18 protein-coding genes and 1 pseudogene are annotated in these 19729 nt (G+C 61.0%); 14 read left to right on the forward strand and 5 right to left on the reverse strand.

Features of this window, described 5'->3' with window-relative positions; all coding sequences use genetic code 11:
- The first annotated feature begins 22 nt into the window (after nt 1-22).
- Nucleotides 23-850, forward strand: a complete 828-nt coding sequence (locus ACKWRH_RS31980) for an FAD binding domain-containing protein (protein WP_445216753.1) — start codon at nt 23-25, stop codon at nt 848-850.
- Nucleotides 847-3573, forward strand: coding sequence for a molybdopterin-dependent oxidoreductase (locus ACKWRH_RS31985; RefSeq protein ID WP_445216754.1), 2727 nt, complete (start codon nt 847-849; stop codon nt 3571-3573). Before ACKWRH_RS31980 ends, ACKWRH_RS31985 begins: the two co-directional genes overlap by 4 nt.
- On the opposite strand, the gene uraD is transcribed toward ACKWRH_RS31985, so the two are convergent.
- The 4 genes from uraD to ACKWRH_RS32005 form a co-directional block, all read right to left on the reverse strand.
- A complete protein-coding gene (gene uraD / locus ACKWRH_RS31990; RefSeq protein ID WP_445216755.1) occupies nt 3570-4457 on the reverse strand; it encodes a 2-oxo-4-hydroxy-4-carboxy-5-ureidoimidazoline decarboxylase in 888 nt (295 codons plus the stop codon). The two genes, ACKWRH_RS31985 and uraD, sit on opposite strands and share 4 nt — an antisense overlap.
- Before the next feature lie 5 nt (nt 4458-4462).
- Entirely contained in the window at nt 4463-5398 is a 936-nt protein-coding gene (gene puuE, locus ACKWRH_RS31995; RefSeq protein WP_445216756.1) for an allantoinase PuuE, read from the reverse strand.
- A complete protein-coding gene (locus tag ACKWRH_RS32000) occupies nt 5399-5812 on the reverse strand; it encodes a DUF3830 family protein (protein WP_014493672.1) in 414 nt (137 codons plus the stop codon).
- A gap of 89 nt (nt 5813-5901) precedes the next feature.
- Nucleotides 5902-6189, reverse strand: a complete 288-nt coding sequence (locus ACKWRH_RS32005) for a hypothetical protein (RefSeq protein ID WP_445216757.1) — start codon at nt 6187-6189, stop codon at nt 5902-5904.
- A gap of 741 nt (nt 6190-6930) precedes the next feature.
- On the opposite strand from ACKWRH_RS32005, the gene ACKWRH_RS32010 reads away from it, so the two are divergent.
- From ACKWRH_RS32010 to ACKWRH_RS32065, 12 genes are all read left to right on the forward strand, one after another.
- Nucleotides 6931-8067, forward strand: coding sequence for a tyrosine-type recombinase/integrase (locus tag ACKWRH_RS32010; RefSeq protein WP_445216758.1), 1137 nt, complete (start codon nt 6931-6933; stop codon nt 8065-8067).
- A gap of 301 nt (nt 8068-8368) precedes the next feature.
- Nucleotides 8369-8560, forward strand: coding sequence for a hypothetical protein (locus tag ACKWRH_RS32015; RefSeq protein ID WP_445216759.1), 192 nt, complete (start codon nt 8369-8371; stop codon nt 8558-8560).
- Nucleotides 8561-8730: 170 nt separating this feature from the next.
- Nucleotides 8731-8943: a hypothetical protein gene (locus ACKWRH_RS32020; protein ID WP_445216760.1), complete on the forward strand. Its 213-nt coding sequence runs from the start codon at nt 8731-8733 to the stop codon at nt 8941-8943.
- 321 nt (nt 8944-9264) lie between these two features.
- The gene (locus ACKWRH_RS32025; RefSeq protein WP_445216761.1) at nt 9265-10044 is read left to right on the forward strand and encodes a BA14K family protein; all 780 of its coding nucleotides are present in this window, start codon (nt 9265-9267) and stop codon (nt 10042-10044) included.
- A gap of 142 nt (nt 10045-10186) precedes the next feature.
- Nucleotides 10187-10327, forward strand: a complete 141-nt coding sequence (locus ACKWRH_RS32030; RefSeq protein ID WP_445222633.1) for a hypothetical protein — start codon at nt 10187-10189, stop codon at nt 10325-10327.
- A gap of 548 nt (nt 10328-10875) precedes the next feature.
- Nucleotides 10876-12123, forward strand: a complete 1248-nt coding sequence (locus ACKWRH_RS32035; protein ID WP_445216762.1) for an extracellular solute-binding protein — start codon at nt 10876-10878, stop codon at nt 12121-12123.
- Between the two features lie 83 nt (nt 12124-12206).
- Nucleotides 12207-13076, forward strand: a complete 870-nt coding sequence (locus ACKWRH_RS32040) for a carbohydrate ABC transporter permease (RefSeq protein ID WP_445216763.1) — start codon at nt 12207-12209, stop codon at nt 13074-13076.
- A complete protein-coding gene (locus tag ACKWRH_RS32045; RefSeq protein ID WP_445216764.1) occupies nt 13073-13909 on the forward strand; it encodes a carbohydrate ABC transporter permease in 837 nt (278 codons plus the stop codon). The genes ACKWRH_RS32040 and ACKWRH_RS32045 overlap by 4 nt, the downstream gene beginning before the upstream one ends.
- Nucleotides 13910-13937: 28 nt before the next feature.
- Nucleotides 13938-15464 (forward strand): arabinosylfuranosidase ArfA, encoded by a 1527-nt coding sequence (arfA, locus tag ACKWRH_RS32050; protein ID WP_445216765.1) that lies wholly within the window; start codon nt 13938-13940, stop codon nt 15462-15464.
- A 1214-nt stretch (nt 15465-16678) separates the two neighbouring features.
- Nucleotides 16679-16816, forward strand: a complete 138-nt coding sequence (locus tag ACKWRH_RS32055; RefSeq protein ID WP_445216766.1) for a hypothetical protein — start codon at nt 16679-16681, stop codon at nt 16814-16816.
- Nucleotides 16817-17490: 674 nt separating this feature from the next.
- Nucleotides 17491-17697 (forward strand): hypothetical protein, encoded by a 207-nt coding sequence (locus ACKWRH_RS32060; protein WP_445216767.1) that lies wholly within the window; start codon nt 17491-17493, stop codon nt 17695-17697.
- Between the two features lie 690 nt (nt 17698-18387).
- Complete coding sequence (locus tag ACKWRH_RS32065; RefSeq protein WP_445216768.1) at nt 18388-18579, forward strand: hypothetical protein; 192 nt, start codon at nt 18388-18390, stop codon at nt 18577-18579.
- Between the two features lie 753 nt (nt 18580-19332).
- Here the strand turns inward: ACKWRH_RS32065 and ACKWRH_RS32070 are convergent.
- Nucleotides 19333-19692: pseudogene (locus ACKWRH_RS32070) on the reverse strand (outer membrane protein); the annotation flags it as partial.
- Between the last annotated feature and the right edge of the window lie 37 nt (nt 19693-19729).

Below are 19729 nucleotides of genomic sequence, written 5' to 3' on the forward strand. Positions count from 1 at the left end.
GGGCGAAAGCTTTGGCGCAGCCATGGATTTGAATACCATCACGACGGTGGCCCATCCGCAAACGCGAGCACAACTGCCCGCCTGGGCGGAGGGTGATGCTTGGCTCGCGGGCGGCACCTGGCTGTTCTCGGAGCCGCAGGTCCACCTGAAGCGGCTGATCGATCTCACTGACCTGAAATGGCCGGCGCTGACGATCACCGACACCCATCTCACCATCTCCGCCACCTGTACCATCACGCAGCTCGACGGTTTCGCCTGCCCGCCCGACTGGCTCGCAGCCCCGCTGATCGGCCAGTGCTGCCGGGCTTTCCTTGCGTCATTCAAGATCTGGAAGACCGCAACCGTCGGCGGCAATCTCTGCATGTCGTTGCCGGCGGGACCGATGATCTCGCTCACGTCAGCGTTGGACGGCGTCTGCACCATCTGGAAGGCCAGCGGCGGTGAAGAGCAGATGGCCGTCGTCGACTTCGTCGTTGGCAACCAGCGCAACCGCCTGACGCCGGGCGACCTGATCCGGCAGATCGATATCCCGATTGCCGCGCTGAAGCGCCGCACGGCCTTTCGCCAGATCTCGCTGGCACCGGTCGGCCGCTCTGCGGCGCTTCTGATCGGCAGCCTGGATAACGATGGCACGCTGACACTGTCGGTGACCGCATCGACGGTGCGACCGATCCAGCTGTCCTTTCAGAAGGCTCCGGACGCGGGCGCGCTTCGCGACACGATCGCGCAGCAGATCCCGGATGATCTGTACCACACCGACATCCACGGCAAGCCGATCTGGCGCAAGCATATGACGCTAAGGCTCGCCGAGGAGATTCGCGGCGAGCTCCTAGGGGCAACGCCGTCATGAGTTTCGAGGTCAACGGCAAAACGTTCCCGCAGGAGCCGCGCGCCGGCCAGTGCCTGCGCACGTTCCTGCGCGAGCTCGGCCATTTCGGCGTGAAGAAGGGCTGCGATGCCGGCGATTGCGGTGCCTGCACCGTGCTGCTCGACGGCGAGCCGGTGCACAGCTGCCTGATCCCGGCGTTCCGCGCCGAGGGGCGCGCCGTCACCACGATCGAAGGGCTCGGTGGCGACCACGGCGCGCATCCGATGCAGCAGGCGTTCCTCGACGCACAAGGCTTTCAATGCGGCTTCTGCACCGCCGGCATGATCCTGACCTGCGCTTCGCTGAACCAGGCGCAACGCACTGATCTCGGATCGGCGCTGAAGGGGAATATCTGCCGCTGTACCGGCTATCGCTCGATCGAGGACGCGCTGCTCGGCAAGACCAATGTCGAGGAGAGCGTCGAGCCCGGCGCCGCCTTCGGCCGCAGCCTTCCGGCCCCAGCAGGCCCCGATGTCGTGCGCGGCAAGGCGCGCTACACCTTCGACACGCAGATCGACGGCCTGCTGCACACCAAGCTGCTGCGTTCGCCTCATGCGCACGCGAAAATCGTCGCGATCGACAAGTCGGACGCGCTGCGCGTGCCCGGTGTGCACGCGGTCCTGACGCATGAGGATGCACCGTCGGTGCTGATCTCGACCGCGCGGCATGAGAAGGACTGGATGGATCCGGAGGATACCCGCATCCTCGATGACGTCGTCCGCTTCATCGGCCAGAAGGTCGCCGCCGTCGTCGCCGAGAGCGAGGCCGCCGCCGAGGAGGCGTGCCGGCGGCTGAAGGTCGATTACGAAATCCTGCCTGCGCTGATCGATCCGGAGCAGGCGATGGCGCCGGGTGCACCTGTCATTCATCCTGACCGCACCACCGCGAACCGCATCGCCGATCCCCATCGTAACCTCGCAGCGGAGACCCATGGCGAATACGGCGACGTGGCGGCGGCGCTCGCGACGTCCACCGTCACCTATGAGGCTACCTTCCACAGTCACCGCGTGCAGCATGCGGCACTGGAGACCCATGGCGGCCTTGCCTGGCTCGACGCTTCAGGCGTGCTCAATGTCCGCACCTCGACGCAGGTGCCGTTCCTGACCCGCCGCGCGCTGTCGGACATCTTTGAGCTCCCGATGGACAAGGTCCGCGTGTTCTGCGAGCGCGTCGGCGGCGGCTTTGGCGGCAAGCAGGAGATGTTCGTCGAGGACATTCTGGCGCTGGCTACGCTCAAGACCGGACGACCGGTCAAGCTGGAGCTGACCCGCGAGGAGCAGTTCATCGCGACCTCGACGCGGCATCCGATGCGGGTCCATATCAAGGCCGGTGCCGATGCCGACGGCAGGCTCACCGCGCTCCAGCTCGAGGTGCTCTCCAACACCGGCGCCTACGGCAATCATGCCGGCCCCGTCATGTTCCACTCGCTGTCTGAGTCCATCGCTGTCTACAACTGTCCGAACAAGAAGGTCGACGGCTTCGCCGTCTATACCAACACGGTGCCGTCGGGCGCGTTTCGCGGCTATGGCCTGCCCCAAACGCAGATCGCGATCGAAGCCGCGATCGACGAGTTGGCACGGCAGCTCGGCATCAGCCCCTATGACATGCGCCGGCGCAACGTCGTCAAAACAGGCGATCCCATGCTGTCGCCGCCGCCGTCCGAATTTCACGACGTGCTCTATGGCTCCTACGGGCTCGACCAGTGCCTCGACCTCGTCGAACGCGCCATGCAGGCCGACGGCCCGCAGAGGGACCTGACGCCGGAGTGGCTGATCGGCGACGGCGTCGCGCTGACCATGATCGACACGGTGCCGCCGGCCGGCCATCTCGCGGATGCAATGATCGCGCTCAACGACGACGGCGGCTTCGACCTCACCGTCGGCACCGCCGAGTTCGGCAACGGCACCAGCACCGTGCACCGGCAGATCGCGGCGGCGATGCTTGCAACCACCGTCGACCGCATCCGCCTGCGCCAGTCCGACACCGCCCATGGCGGCCACGACACCGGCGCCTATGGCAGTGCGGGCACCTTCGTTGCGGGCAAGGCAACGCATGCGGCCGCGATGCAGCTTGCGACCGAGCTGAAAACGGTGGCCGCCGGCGCCTGGCTGTGCGACGCCGCGAGTTGCACGCTCGACGACGAAGCCGTCGTCAGCGGTGTCCGGCGGATGTCGTTTACCGAACTCGCGAAGCTTGCGCGCGAACGCGGGCAACCGTTCGCGGCCAGCGGCAATTCCGAGGGGACGCCGCGCTCGGTCGGATTCAACGTCCAGGGCTTTCGCGTCGCCGTGAACAAGGGCACCGGCGAGATCAAGATTCTCAGGAGCGTGCAGGCGGCGGACGCCGGAATCGTCGCCAATCCCATGCAGTGCCGCGGCCAGGTCGAGGGCGGCGTCGCGCAGGCGATCGGGGCTGCGCTCTACGAGGAGATGGTGATCGACGCGACCGGCCGCGTCACCAACCCGAAATTCCGCGACTACCACCTGCCCTCCTTCGCAGACATTCCGCGCACGGAGGTCTTCTTCGCCGAGACGTCCGACACGATCGGGCCGCTCGGCGCCAAGTCGATGAGCGAGAGCCCGTACAATCCCGTCACCGCCGCGCTCGGCAACGCGATCGCGGATGCCACCGGCATCCGCTTCACCGCGCCGCCGTTCAAGCCGGACCGGCTGTTTCCGGCGTTGCACGAGAAGTTCGGGAATTAACTTCCGCGATAGGTCGAGTAGCTCCACGGCGTGACCAGCAGCGGCACGTGGTAGTGGCCTTCCGGCTCGCTGATCGCAAAGCGCAGCAGGATCTCGTCGAGGAACGGCGGGTCGGACAGCGGCACGTTGCGCCCCGCGTAATATTTGGCGACGCTGAATTTGAGCTCGTAGCGGCCGATCGGCAGCGGACGGCCGCCGATCAGTGGCTGGTCGGTGCGGCCATCCGCGTTGGTGACGGCGCGCGCGATCACGCGGCTCTCGCCGAGATTCGCAAGCTCGACGAGCTCCACCGGGATGCCGGCCGCAGGCTTTCCGGCGTGATTGTCGAGCACATGCGTCGAGAGCCGGCCGTGTACCTTGAGCTTGTCGTCGGCGACGACGAGCTGATCGAGCCGCAGCGCGGAGATGCGGCCAATCTCCTCGATCGCACGTCGCGTCTCGGTCTTGGCGATATTGCGCAACCGCGTCTCGAAGTCGCGCAGCACGGAATCCCTGGTGTGACGGCGCACGCAGACGATATAGGGGAAGCCGAACTTGTCGCGGTACGCATCGTTGACGCGCTCGAACGCCGCGTATTCGGCCTCCGACAGCCGGTCGAGGCCGGCACTGTTCTGTTCGTCGGTCGACTCCACCGTGAGACCCGCCGCGCGCTGGGTCTTGTTGGCGAGGTCCGGATGCGCCCGGATCAGCGCGAGCTGCACGTCGGGCTCGGCACTCTGGATCGCTGCCATCAGCGCGGCGTGCAGCGCATTGATGCCGGCGAACGGCCGCTTTCCGGCGAGCTGCTCGGCAATCCACGGTGAACATTCGACGACGTTGGCAAGAGCCGCGACAAAGCCGGCCTTATCAGCAGCATTGAGATCGGCGAGCGAGATTTGCGCCATCGGCTTCACCCGATCTCGAAGGCATCGGCGGCGAGATGGGTATGCTTGTCGTGCCAGTGCTGCGCGATCTGGAGCCGCGTCGGCACCCAGACGCGATCGTGCTTGCCGATATAGTCGAGGAAGCGGATCAGTCCCGCGGCGCGGCCGGGCCGGCCGGCAAGACGGCAGTGCAGCCCCACCGACATCATTTTCGGCGCGGTCTCGCCCTCGGCATAGAGCACGTCGAAGGCGTCCTTCAGATAGGTGAAGAACTGCTCGCCTTCCGCAAACCCCTGCGGGTTGATGAAGCGCATGTCGTTGGCGTCTAACGTATAGGGAATGATGAGCTGCTTGCCGTTCGCGCCCTTGACCCAATAGGGCAGATCGTCGGCATAGGAGTCGCAGAGATAGAGGAAGCCGCCCTCCTCCATCAGGAGGCGGTTGGTGTTGATCGAGGAGCGCCCGGTGTACCAGCCGAGCGGCCGCGAGCCCGTCGCCTCAGTGTGAACGCGAATGGACTCGGCGATCTCGGCACGCTCCTGCGCCTCGGTCATGTCCTTGTGCTCGATCCATTTCAGGCTGTGGCTCGCGATGTCCCAGCCTGACTCCTTCATCGCCGCGACAATCTCCGGATTCCGCTTCAGCGCGGTGGCAACGCCGAACACGGTGGTCGGCCATTTCCGCTCGTTGAACATCCGCCACAGCCGCCAGAAGCCGGCGCGCGAGCCATATTCGAACATCGACTCGATATTGGCGTGGCGCTTGCCCGGCCAGGGCTGCGCGCCGAGGACGTCGGACAGAAACGCTTCCGAGGCGCGATCGCCGTGCAAGATGTTGTTCTCGCCGCCTTCCTCGAAGTTGACGACGAACTGCACCGCGACCCGCGCGTTGTCAGGCCATTGCGGATGCGGCGGATTGCGGCCGTAACCGTGGAGATCGCGCGGGTAGCTTCTATCCGTCACTCAGACTTCCTCGAAGCGGATCGGCAGGGCGCCCTTCCACAGCACGCTCTTGCCGAGGGTCGCGAGATTCTCGAGGCCCGAGGTCAGCGTGATGAAATGGTTGCCGGCGAGCTGGCCCATTTTGCTGGCGAAGTGCACGCCGCCATAGGCGAGCAGGATCTCGGTTTCGCTGATGCCGCCGGGATAGAGGATGATCTGACCCGGTGCGGGATAGCTGGTGTGGTTCTCGTAGCCGACACCGAAATCGAGATCGCCGAGCGGCATCCACACGCCTTCGCCGCTCCAGCGCACATGGATGATGTGGCTTTCGAACGGCAGCGCCTTGCGAAAAGCAGCGACGGTCTTGGGCGCCAGTTGCTCCTCGAAGCGAGCATCGAAGGTGAAGTCGCCGGCGCGGATAACGAGTTTGCTCATCTCATCTCTCTGGATCGGGGGCTAAAGGCCCACGGGGAATTCTCAAGCAAAGAGCACTCCAGAGGGCTTCGCGCAAGTGGCGCGGCCCGTCATCTGCGGTCGTAGGACCAGCCGAAAATACCGCTCCGCCGCACGTCGGGCTCGGGCTCGGCGGCGGGCGCGGCCGAAGGGGGCGCCTCCTTCAGTTCCGCCTGTGGCGGAGGTGGAGGCGGCGCCGGCAGATTCTCGCATTTCATGGAGTAGACCAGCTTGCCGTCCGCGGTCCGCCCGATCGGGGCGCACGGGTCTGGATGCGCGGCCGAGGTCTTTGGCGTGAGCTTAACCTGCGCGGCCGCCGGCGAGGCGATCAGGAGAAGGACCAGCAGATATTTCGACATCGTTGTCGCCTGAGAACTCAACTCGCCTCATTGAACCGGATTGCCAGGGGCAAGTCCACCGGCGCTGCGGGCACGATTGCCGAATATTTGGCCGGGGCTAGAAAATTTGCAGGATGGGTAGAGCGAAGCGAAACCCATCCTCTCTCATCAACGCGGAGACATGATGGGTTTCGCAAGTGCTCTACCCATCCTACGGCCCCTCAGACGCACCATCGCCTTCTCGCGGCGCATTTCGCCCGAGCTTTGCTTCGTCGCTCCACCCCCGAAGCCAAGAGGGCGCAGGGAAGACCGGGTGCTGACCTCGCACCCGCGGTCCGCTGCACGAGATGGTGCGCAAGGAAACCGCACAGGAGCATACAGGTGGTGCCAATCACTCGGCCTTCCCTGCGCAGTGGTTGGACGGCTTATGCCGTGCTCTCCCGGGAGCCGAATTCCTTCTGGCCTCCCTCACGCCTGCGAAAGTCACCAGCATCGCGCCGGTTGACGCGACTACCGCATCCGCAAACGCTTGACCGTAGCGACGACGGCCAGGACCACACGTCTATATTTTGGCATTCGGTGAAACACGCCGAAACTAAGAAAGCCCTATTAAATAAGGTCTTTTCAACTACCCTGATGCGGGCTGTTTCAGCGGGCTTCACCAAATTAAGGGCCCGGCCCTAAGACTTTCAGCGTCCGCACGACAAACCGAAAGTCCGAAAGCCGAGCCCTTTGGTCCCAAGCCTTAGGAGCCGAAACCACATGGATACTACCATTGTCCCCTCCCCCACCGGCAAGCGGGGCCGCAACCTCAACAGTAGCGTCAGTCTGACCGACCGCATCTGCGAGAAGCGGGTCGCCAAGAGGACCAAACTTTACGACCGCAAATGTCCCGGTCTCTACGTCAGCATCACCGCGGCGGGCATCGCGACCTTTTCCTTCAAGTTCACCGACCGGCAGACCGGCAAGCAGCGCACCGGCTGGCTCGGCGTCTACAATCCGGAGACCTTCACCGTCGAGGATGCCCGCAGCAAGGTCTACGGCCTCAAGGCCATGGGTGGTGACGCCCTCGTCGAGACCTTCCGTGACCAGAAAGTCGCGAAAGCCAAGCGTGGCAAGACCGTCGCCGAGATCATCGACGAGCGAATCACTTGGATGAAGACGCCGGTCAAAAAGCCGGACGGCGAGATGCGCCCCCGGCTGGAGAGCTGGGAGAACACGGCAAGCCACCTCGACCGCTTCATCCGCCCCCGCCTCGGCAAGAAGCTGGCCATGGAGGTCACTAAGCACGACATCGCGACACTCTCGAACGACATCGTTGCGGGCAAGTTCGGCAAGCCATCCGTCAGCAATGCGCGCCATATGCGGAAGGCGGCTTCGGGCCTGTTCAACTGGGCGGCGGAGGCAGGCCGCGACTACGTCACCGCCAGTCCCTGCGTCAATTTGCCGAAGCTGGACCCAGAGCATCCTCGTACTCGGGTCCTGTCTGTGGATGAGATCAGGACGTTCTGGCACGGACTGGCCCGCGACGACCTCCCCTATGACCGCCGGACGCGGCTCGCTCTCAAGTTCGAGCTCGTCACCATGCTGCGCTCTCGTGAATTGCTAAGTGCGCATAGAGCTGAGCTGTTTGACCCCGACGGCGACCACCCGCGCTTTGACGTGCCGCTCAAGCGGGTCAAGAAGCGGCGGGTGATCCAGCAGCCGCTGTCCGATCTGGCCGTCGAAATCATCAAGGAAGCGCTGACCTCAGATGATCAGCAGTTCGTTTTCGAGAGCCCCATGTACAAAGGCCAGCCTATCCACCGCAAGGCGATAGCCGATGCACTGCGGGGCACCAAGCACGAGAAGAACAAGGATAAGACCAAAACTGCCGGCCTTTCGATGCCTCTTCGATAACCTTTCTCGTGCAAGGCGGTGACCGTCAAAGGATGGCGGTCCCTCCGCGATGGTCGCCAAGGTACTGTGGAGAGCGCCCCAACGTGCCGGGACCGCGCGACCGCGACCTCGGAGGATATTTGCAGTTGCGAATTCCGGGCTTAATTTTATGTCAGTTGGTACACAAAGGGCGGTATGCGATGTGGATGTCGAATACGGAAGCCGTGATCTTCATGGGTTGGAACACCCAGAGCCCGCATAAGGTTAGATAGATTGCGCACCATCGCGGCGGCCTGACCGCACGCTGGATTGGAGGCAGCACATGAAAATCGTGGACGAAGACGGCGAGATCATCGCAACAGCATCCGATGACCATACTCTAATCGGCGGCCACCACCGCCTCGCAGTGGCGGCCAGCCTCGGTCAAAGACTGTTCTGGCGAGATACCGGCGAACCAGTGAAGCTTGATAACTTCTTCAAGCATTATGGAAGTTCTCTTCGACATACAGCCTGAGCCGCTCGCAGAGCGTACGTTGTTCGGTACATCGCAACAACGCCAACTGAGGCGGCTTTCGGCCGCCACCAGTGCAGCCCCACTGACCATTATCGAATTTGCTATTTGTTGTTGAACCTTTGCGAGATTTCCGGGACCAACTGCCGTGGGGTTGGGAACGGAGATTTCCCATGACAAAGCATCGAGTGATCACTGGATTTGTGGCTGTCGCTCTGCTTGCTGCCGCCACCACCGCGACCAACTTTAGGTCGTACTGGTCCTCTGCCGATCGTGCCGTAGCGTCCGCCAACGCGATGTCGATCGAAAAACTCACAGCCGCTGCAGGCAAGCTCGCGACTGATGAATTCGATGACCAATCGGTGATCTATTCGTCGAAGCGCTAAGCAGAGACTGCGTCCACCCACTTCCGATCATCAGTGCTGTCGTTAGAGGAGGGCCTTGGCAGGACGACGGGCGATAATGCTCGCTGACTTGCCCTGCTGCTTGATCGTCCACAGCCGGTACGCTTTGTCGCCTCCGTTGTGCCCGCCACGTCATCCACCGCAATCTGTAGCGGCTTGCCTCTCCCGCTCGGGGCGGCGCATCGCCGCGTGCAGCTGGAACTATCACCGAGGAGTAATACCAAACTTGAGGCGCACAACGGGTGGGATTAGGCTTCCGGCGAAGTCAAGAAGCAATGGCCTGATAACCCGGCGATGGTTTACATGCGCCATACGATTAAGACCGCACCAAACGTTGTCATCCTCGAGGCGTCACATGCGCGGCGGGGATTTGCAATTTCCTGGATCGCCCGAACCCTCGTCACGGCGGCACTCATCGGGTTCTGTCTCAACGCCGACGTCGTCGCCTATGTGGCGCGATACGCCACCCCGCAGGAGTTATCTAAGCTCATCACGGTCGTCCCGCCGGTCATGGCGCAACAGACGCCATTGTCGAAGGACGACGAGGCGGCGCAGCTCAAGCAGGCGGTCGACAGCGCGACAGCGGAACTGCGGCAGTCTCTGCAGCAAGAGCACGCCAGGGCTGAGGCGCTCGAAAAAGAACTTGTGAAGGCATGGCGGTACGTCGGGAAACTGCTGTCGATGCCCAACGGCGAGGCGCATCAGTTCAGCCAAGCGGTCGACAGCGCGACGGCGGTACTGTGGCAGTCTCTGCAGCAGGAGCGCGACAGGGCCGAAGCGCTTGCAACCGAACTGGCGGACGCGCGGCGCTCCATGGAACAGAAACCTGCCGTTGTGGAAGAGAGGCCCGGTGTCTCCTTGCCTGCCTGGGCAAACAGCTACGCCGCCTTCGTGAACCCCGCCCAGACCGCAGGTCAATCGGACGTGGCCACGGAGAACAGCAAATCGGCAATTAAACCAGGCGAACCAGCTCGCGTTGAACACAAACCGCGCGGGGGCTACGGCTGCCAGCACTTTCAGACCTACGATCCGGCATCCGGAACTTACATCGGCTATGACGGACGACGGCGTTCCTGCCCATAAGCGCGGGGGCGGTGTTTCGGCAACAAGTCTAGCTGACCTGCCGCTATGGGCAGCGAGATGCAGCCGCCCTCACTCGGCTGCTGCGGCTTCCTGACGACGTCACCGAACGTGTCGTCTTGTCGATCCATCCAAGGCGATGCCGGTGATCCTGACGACCGACGAGGAGCGCGACGTTTGGATGCGCGCGCCGTGGGATGAGGCCAAAGCGCTGCAGCGGCCGCTGCCGGATGACGGGCTGAAGATCGTGATGCGCGGTCCGGACAAAGAGGACAAAACAGCATGATAATTGCCCTCTACATAGCTGCGGCTGTGATCATGGCTGTCGGGAGCCTCTACTTCGCGTGGCGAAGCAGGGACTTTCGGAAATTTCTGGCCGGTGCTTTCTTCGTGTCATCTGGCATTTTATTCTACCTCTTTCTCGCCGATGTTTCAGTGCCTCTGTTAGGGACAAGCTTCGTCGAGACACCTCAGATCAGCCTCGGCCGCTCGATCGTCCATTTTAGTCTCTTCCTGCTCTGCTTATATTTTGGGTTCGTTAGGTAGCAAGGCTAGCGCGATGCGCGCGCCACGGGACGAGGCAAAGGCGCTGCAGCGGCCTCTGCGGGATGGGACGCTCAAGCTCATCGCCACCGGTGAAAAGGAAGACCGGGCAGCCGCCGCCTAGCTTCTTGCAACGGCATGAGCTCACACATCGGGGCAGCACAATATGAACCGGGTCCTTCGGACGCATCGGAGGGTGCGGACGCTGCTTTGACTCCCTGGCGCAGGTGCCGTACTTTTTAGAAAACAACGGGGCGCGAACTAATTGCAGCTCCAAAGGGAGAACGTCATATGAGCCGGAACTCGATCACCCGCAGGTCATTTGTGGGCGCGGCCGCTGCAACAGCCCTTACTCCCTATGTAACACCTGCAAAGGCGGCAGGACCGATCCGGGTGATCAGCCACCGTCAGCCGGCTTTGGAATACTACACAGACCAGATGAAGAAGGCCCTACCCGAGGGGCTGGTCTCCGTTGAACTCATGCCGATCGACAAGGAAGTCGAGCTAGCGTCGATCACGATGTCATCTCGCTCCGACGCTATCGATGTCGCCTATCTCAACGACACCACAATGCAGAAATTCGCGGCCAGCGGTTGGTTGGAGCCGCTGGACGATCTCTGGGCGAAATACAAAGACGAATTCAAACTCGACGACTTTCCCAAATCTGTCATCGAGTCCGTCAGCTATAACGGCCACATCTACTCAATGCCGATCCTGACCAATACAGAGATGTTTTTCTACCGCGAGGATCTCTTCAAGGAGAACAACATCGCGCTTCCGAAGACCATGCCAGACTACATGGAAGCCGCGAAGAAGCTTCACCAAGGGCGCGTCTCCGGCACCGTGATGACATTGAAGCCGGTCGATGGCTGTCTGAACGAAGCCCACTGGTATCTCAACGCGCTCGGAGAAGGCTGGTTCGACAAGGGCTGGAAGCCCATCTTCAATCAGCCGGCCGGCGTGAACGCCATCACCATGATGAAGCAGATGACGGCGTTCGCCCCACGCGGGTTCACCTCAGCCGCCAATGACGAATCGAGCATCAATTTGCAGCAGGGGTTGGCTGCGATGGGACTGCAGTGGTTCACCCGTGCGGCGTCAATGGATGACGAGAAGAAGTCCCGTTTCGTCGGCAAGATCAACTGGATCGCGCCTCCCGGCGGCGGCCAGCGCATCGCCAATGACGGCTTTGCCATCTCGAAATATTCGTCCAAGGATAAAGATGCGATCTTCAAGATGGTCGCAACGGCAGCCAGCCAGAAGAGTATGCAAAAAGGCGCAGAGTTCGCCATGCCGCCGCGACTCTCGGTGCTGGGAGACCCCGAACTTGCGAAGAAGTACCGCTGGTATCCCGGAGCCCGCGCATCCCTGGAGGTCGGAAAGCCCTTCCCTTCGATGCCCGATTTCCTCGACGTGGGCACCATCGTGACGCGGTACATCCTCCAGGCTGTGACCAACGAGAAGGACGTCAAGGCCGCCCTGGACCAGGCTGCACAGGAAACCACCGAGCTGCTCCAGACACGCGGATACTACAAGTAGTCCGCCCTCGCCTGTGGCGGACCGAGACGCCCGCGGCTTGATCCAAGCCTCCTCCCAAGAAATCTGGCAAGAGATCTGACGTCATGCGTTGGCAGCGCGGCATGTGGCTGTTCCTGGTCCCGAGCTTTGGCCTGATGGCGCTCGTGCTCCTGTGGCCTCTTGGATATGCCGTTTATCTGAGCACGTTCGATTACCACCTAGGTTCGCCGGCGATGCGCTTCGTCGGCCTTGCGAACTACACGCAGTTGCTGAGCGAAGCCCGCTTCTGGCAATCGCTGTCGACCACCGTCGGCATCGCCCTGGGATCGGTGACTGTTGAATTTGCACTTGGGTTTGCCCTTGCGCTTGCGCTGTACCGGCTGACATTCAGCGTGCGCGCCTTTATGATTCTTTTGTTCTTGCCGCACATCATCACGCCCGTCGTCGCGACGCTATTTCTGAAATGGGTCCTGACGTCGAATTGGGGCTTGATCGACGCGACGCTGGCGACCTTCAACATCGATCCGCCGGACTGGCTTGGCAATCCGGTCTGGGCGAGAATCTGCGTTGTGTTCGCCGATGCCTGGATCTTCACGCCGTTTGTCATGCTGGTTCTTTATGCGGCCCTACAGACGCTCGACCAAGCCCAAATCGAGGCGGCGCAGATCGATGGTGCGGGTGAATGGCACATCGTCCGCCATGTCGTCCTCCCGGCCTTGGTGCCGGTCATCGTGTTCACCGTGTCTGTCCGCCTCATGGATGTCTTCCGATTCTTCGATACCATCTACGTCCTGACCGGAGGCGGCCCCGGCACCGCGACCGAGACGATCACGCTGTACACCTACCAGCTTGGTTTCCAGTTGCTACAGGTTGGGAAGGCATCCGCGCTCGGGATCATCACGCTCGTCGTTGTCGCCGCGATCATCGCGGTATTCAGCAGCCTCCTGCAGCGTGGGTACGGAAGAAGCGCATGAAGGCACGCCGCATGACGCATGTGCGTAACCAGACGCTGCTCTTCGTCGGTCTGGCACTCTTCACTTTCGTAAATCTCGTCCCGCTGATCTGGGCCGCCTTGACGTCGATCAAGAATCCGGCGGACGCGTTCACTGTCCCGCCCACGATCATCTTCCAGCCGACTTTGGAGTACCATCGCGAGGTCTGGGTCGATCGTGGCTTCGTTCACTATCTGATCAACAGCCTGATCGTCTCCGCGGGAACATTGCTCATTTCGGTGCCGATCGGCAGCCTTGCAGCCTACGCGCTGTCGCGCATGCCGCAGCGCCGCGCCTCGCCCATTTTGTTCGGGCTGTTTACGATCCGCATGTTTCCACACATGCTAATGGCGATTCCATTCTTCGTCATGGGCAGCTTCCTGAATTTAATCGACACCTACCCGCTCCTGATCGCTGCGCTGGTGGCGATCAACCAGCCGTTCACGATCTGGCTGATGTACAGCTTTTTCCTCGACATTCCGCGCGAACTCGACGAGGCCGCCGCAATAGACGGCTGCAACGTCTGGCAAACATTTCGCATCGTCATTCTGCCACTCGCGCGCCCCGGGCTCACGGTCGCGGCGCTGTTCAGCCTGCTGCTGTCCTACAATGAATTTCTGTTCGCCCTCGTGCTAACGGGCATCCGCACGAAGACGCTTCCGGTTGCGATCGCATCCTTCGGCGGCGAGGACGTCAGCGACTGGTCGATCTCTGCTGCAGGCGCCATCGGCATTATGCTGCCCATCGTTCTGATCATGATCTTCGTTCAGCGTCATTTCGTGCGCGGGCTCACCATCGGCGCCGTTAAAGGCTGACGCGTGCTCAACTCCAACAGGATGAACCATGACCAAAGCGACCATCGTTCTCGACCGCGCGTTCACAGTGGGACACGCGGATCAGCGCCTCTTCGGCAGCTTCGTCGAGCATCTCGGGCGATGCGTCTATGGCGGCATCTTCGAGCCCGGACACCCGACGGCCGACGACGAAGGCTTTCGGCAGGACGTGATGGAGCTTATCCGCGAGCTCGGGGTCACCGTCATCAGGTATCCCGGCGGAAATTTCGTATCCGGTTACAACTGGGAGGATGGCGTCGGTCCGGTCGACCAGCGGCCCCGGCGTCGAGAACTCGCCTGGTTCAGTACCGAGACGAATGCGTTCGGCACCAATGAATTCATGAGCTGGTGCACCAAGGCCGGGTTGGAGCCGATGATGGCCGTGAACCTCGGCACGCGAGGCGCGGACGATGCCAGGGAGCTGCTCGAATATTGCAACGTGGATCGTGGCACTGCGCTCAGCGATCTCAGACACCAGCACGGCTATCCAGCCCCTCATAACGTCAAGCTTTGGTGTCTGGGCAATGAAATGGACGCTCCGTGGCAGATCGGCGCCAAGTCTGCTCACGAGTACGGCACACTTGCGCGCGAGTCCGCCAAGCTGATGCGCTGGCTCGATCCCAGTATTGAGCTGGTCGCCTGTGGATCCTCCAGCCGCAGCATGGCGACATTCGCCGAGTGGGAGCGCGTCGTTCTCGAAGAGACATTCGATGTGGTCGAATATATCTCGCTCCACGGGTATTTTTCCAAGCACGACGACAAGTCACGCGACTTCATGGCTGAAGCCGATCTGGTTGGGCGCTATATCGATGAGATCATCGCGGTCGCGGACGGGGTCGCCGCCCGCCGCCGATCCCCCAAGCGGATCATGCTGTCCTTCGATGAATGGAACGTCTGGTACCGCACTCGTGACCGCGCGACGCGGACCAAGCCAGGATGGCCCGAAGCTCCAGCCATTCTCGAAGAGCTCTTCACGATGGAGGATGCCCTCGTCTTCGGTGCAGCCCTACTGACACTGATCAACCGGTGCAATCGGGTCAAGGCCGCCTGCGTGGCCCAACTCGTCAACGTCATCGGGCTCATCATGACCGAAACGGGAGGGCGCGCCTGGCGGCAGACCATCTTTTACCCGTTCAAGCACGCATCTGAATGGGCGCAGGGAACGGTTCTCGACATGCGCCTAACTTGCGGGACATTTAGCGCAGGCAACGGCGAGCGATTTCCCGAGATCGTCAGCGCTGCCGTCCTCGCTGAGGACGAGAAGTCCCTCTCGCTCTTCTGCGTCAATCGGAACTTCGACCAGCCGATCGATCTGGCGCTCAGCCTGCGCGGTTTTGAGTTTGGCAAATTCGTCGAAAGTCACGTCATGACGTCGGAGGACCTGAACGCGACGAACACTGCGGACGATCCGGAGCGCGTAAAACCCGTGATAGGTCCCGACGCGGCCTCCCGCGATGGAGTTTGGCAACTCACCGTCCCACCGGCGTCCTGGAGCGTGTACCGCTTTGCGGCATCCCCCGAGACTGCAGCGGGCTAGCTGGCGTGACTCTATCCGACCAGGATTCGAAGGATAGGGACGAACTATTGCTGACACTTCTCTCACAGGCTGAGCAAACAGCGCCCACGATTTCGAGTCACGGCTCGGCGCTGACCAGCGGCTGTGGTTCAAGCCGTTTTGGCATCGCAACACTTTCCTTCACGTTTCATTCATTTTACTGAACCTAAACCTGCGGCCTTCAACGGCACGTAGGTGAGGAATATGTCCTTTGACCCGATGGCCGCTGCGGTTGACTGGCTTGACGCCTACCGCGCTAGCGATATCGAATCTATCTTGAAGATGTACGCCGACGACGCTGTCGTCTAATGTGGCTGCGGTGGCATGAAAACCATTGCCGGGACACAAGGCCTTCGCGCGTATTGGGTGGAGCAGCTTCGCGAATATCCCGCGTCCGATCTGGACAATCTCCAGCCATCAAAGACGGAACGGAGATTTCCTATATCGCCCGCGATGGCGTGGTAAGTGCGGTCCTGAGCTTCAACGCTGCCGGAGAAATCGCGTCGCACACCTGCGGTCCCGCAAACGAAGTCTAGCCCAGCACTAGCATGTACGCGAAGGATGCTGAAAGAACGCTGAGTCCGATGATGGTGACTTTGAAAACGAGGTCTGGCGCTGCCACGATGCCCTCCACGATTTCGCAAATCAGTTAAATCTTACGCTTTATTCCGCAGGCTGCAATCCAGACTCACCACATCAGGGATGCGATCACCGCGAGACCAAGCGCGACCGACGCCCAGACCAGCGATTGATAAATCCAGAGCCGACGGCGGGTCATTGACGTGCCTCCCTCGCATGAGGGGCCGCTCGATAGGCAGCTGTGCCATTGAGCCAGATCAATGAATGGTGCGGATCAAATCTTAAAGAGAGCGAAGGCGAGCAGCGCGACCGGCGGCATGCCGACCACAATCACCGCGATACGAACGAGCAACTCGCCACCCATAGGCTGATCGCAGCGAGTGACGCTCAAAGGCGTCTATGCAGTTTGTGCCAGCTTGGCTGAACCAGTGGCAGAATTCGGCAGAAGCTGCGCGACTAGAAGGGTCTACGCCCTAGCTGGGAGACCAATGACCGCAGAAAGGTCAACAACCATAAGCTCGCGATCACGGCAGCGACGTCCCAGCGAGCGCCAGTTAGCATTGATCGCTTGGACGGTGGCCCACCCGGCTCGCGACGCACGCCTCGGTGAGAGGGCCATGATCGCCAACAAGCTGACGCGGTGGCTGACAAAGGCCGAGCAGCATCAGATCTCGGAATTCATCGCGGACGAGACAGCGATGCGCAAAGCACTCAAGAAGCCGCTCACGAAGAAACAGCCGCCAAGTGCGGATTGAGACTCGCCGGCCAGCCCACTTTGACGCAAGGCGATCTCACATGCCTTCCGACCTCGCGATCTCTGCAAGGTTCTCAAGCTGGCTCCCAAGCGCTGCCCAGCTCCGTGAGATGTTCGTCAGCACGGTCGCTCGACGGGCGGAATTCCTCGGATCAGCGGCACGTAGTTTGTACTCGGCGGCATAAGCGCGGCATTGTTCAGCTGTAGGCACGTTGTCCCCTTGCGCGCATCAGTGTCCCGGTCGTGACCGATGGCGATGAGACGATCATCACATTTGTCCGGAAGTCGACACAATCAGGGGAAGCCGAGATGCAGCTATGTGACTTTGCGCTATGCAGTTTGTGCCAATTTAGCGCGGCGGGCCATCACTAGACCCAATATAGGACGCCTACGTGCACAACGGCGCTGACAGTAAGCTTTCACGGCTGTTGGCATGACGAACTTGAAATCGAGAGCCCTCTGTTTGCTTCTTCTCTTGGGTCAATTGACAGGAGCGCTCTTTATAATCTTGGACGGTCTGCCCGAATTTAGGCACTTGATGACTTATCCCGGTGAGCAGCTATCTTTCGAACGGTCTGACAATCTTGCAGCGCCAATCATGATCGTTGCGATGCAAATCGCTATTGGTATCGCCTTCGATGCGTTCCGCTTCCCCCTCAGCGTTCGAATCCGATCTTGAGCCACCTGTTTCTGTTCCTGGGGCGGCTTTCCTTCATTTTCGGTGGCTCGCTGTTCGGCGTCGTATTTTTCAGACATCTGCCGGCGATCAATCAAGGCGCCGATCTTTGGCTCATGTTCAGTCGTGGGTTGCAACTCGTGGCGTCACTGTTCGCGCTATTCTGCGTCACGCTAGAACCAGAACAACTTGGGCGTACCTTATAGGCAGCCAATAGAATCTCGACGGATGCCGGTCACCGCTTCGCATTGGCACAAAGTGCACTAGCCACGCACCGGGACTGTGCTTGTCTGGGATACGCCTCGTCGATCTTTCCAGCCCCCAAGCTTCCTAAGCTTGGCGAGAACGTAGAAGGCCCCGGCGCGGTCAGCAGCTTCGTGGGGGCCAGTTAACTCGGATAGCCCAAGGCGATGGACGCAGAGGCAGATCGGCAACGCGGTTTGGAGTTGGGTCGCCGATGGGCAGAGCATGCTTCGGCACATGAACTTGCCACCATGGTGAGCGGCCCGTTCGATGATCTCAGCCAAATTCTGCCACCGAACGTATCTGATCAGTTCGTCGGCGGCTTTCGCGAAGGCGTGTTGCGCGTCTGGCGGGGATCTTAGGATCTAAGTTCAGCGGCGCACGGTAATGTGCACCAAGTGCACTTGCACCCCCATCATCGGCCGATCCAAGGTGTGAGTTCTAAGGGATCGCTGGACGAGCCGACGAACGCTGGACTACCAGCAATACCTCAACTGCGGCGGCCAGAGCCCGCCGGGTGCCGCCATTGCGTCAATTGTCTTGACCGACCTGAAGAAAGCACGGATCGGACGATCCCGATTGCACCAACGGTCAATTGCATGCTCTCAGCGATCGACGAAGATTGAGACAGTTTCGCGTGCTGGACGACCGCTATGAAGGTGCGAGAGCTTGTGGAGACCCTGCAAAGATTTCCTGATCAAGACGCAACAGTCGTCATCGGTGAAGGAGTGACGCCCAATGTTTGGCTCATCGTCGAAGGTGCCGTAGAGCGCGGCATTCACGTTAAAAAAACCAATCTCGATTGGGTTGGTCCGGGTAGCGAGCCGGGCGTCGAAATCGTCTAGGCACCCTATGAGCGCAGCTTTCCAGTGCCTGCAGCGCTGGCACACCTCGGCATATGCAATTGCACCAGTTGGCTAATTATCGGCTCGAGAGTGGAGCAATCAGACTGAAGCACCCATTAAGTTTAAGATCCGGCATTCCGCTCTCGAAGGCAGCCGGTTTTGGGTGCACCTGCCATGCTTCGTTGGTTACCGCCATTATCCTGAGTTTGCGGATTTCGTGGAGGTGAAGCAGTTGGTCGATCATGACCGCAACGATCATGGGCAGCTGTCCGCCGAGCAGGTCATTGGTGGCTGGCGCTGCACCGGCGGGTACGCCCCGGCTGGTCTGATCGTGACGGGTCTAACTCTGCCGCATGGATATACGTTCTTTGGCACACGACATTTCCAGCCGCCATCCTTGCCCATGCCCTCGTGAAAGATTCGGCCGATCGCATTTTCAATCCGTTCTTTTCCACGAAGCCTGAGGGCATCGGATCGGGGAGCTCGCGATCTGCTCTACTTTACTTGCAAAGTCAAAGGGCGAACTAAGGCTGGTAAAGTCAGATGCCAAAGGGTCCATCTTTGAAGTTGCAATACCATCCGAGCAACAACGCTGATGCCCGTTATTGGCCCTTCGCAGACCTTGGCACTTGCTCCTGCGATGTCAGCACGTAATCCAACTGAGACATTGCAAAGCGCTGCAACCGATTGGGTTGCCTAGTCCAGAAAAAAGCCCCGGCGAGCCGGGGCTTTGGTTTGCGCAGACTGAAGCGATTAGTATCTGGCCGGAGAGCCGTAACCGCCAAAGCGATAGTTCAACCGGACGGTGACCATGTCGACATCCTGACTGAACCTTTCGCCAACGAGAGTGACACCGCCGGGCGTGACCAAGCCTGCACCCACGAAGGTACGGGTGTCATTCCCCATCCAGAGGTGGTCGTATTCAACACCCACCGTCCAGTTCGGCGTGAAGCCATATTCCCAGCCGACGCCCAAAGCGCCGCCCCAGCGCGTATGACTTGCCGAGTCCAGACCCACTCCGGTGAAGTTGTTGAAGACATCAATACGATTGTGGGTCACGGCGGCACCACCCTTCACGTAGAGCAGCGAGGCGTTCCACGCCCAACCGAGTTGTCCACCTTGGCCAACAAAATCTCGACCGCGCGAGGAC

The organism is Bradyrhizobium sp. Pa8, assembly GCF_052588265.1.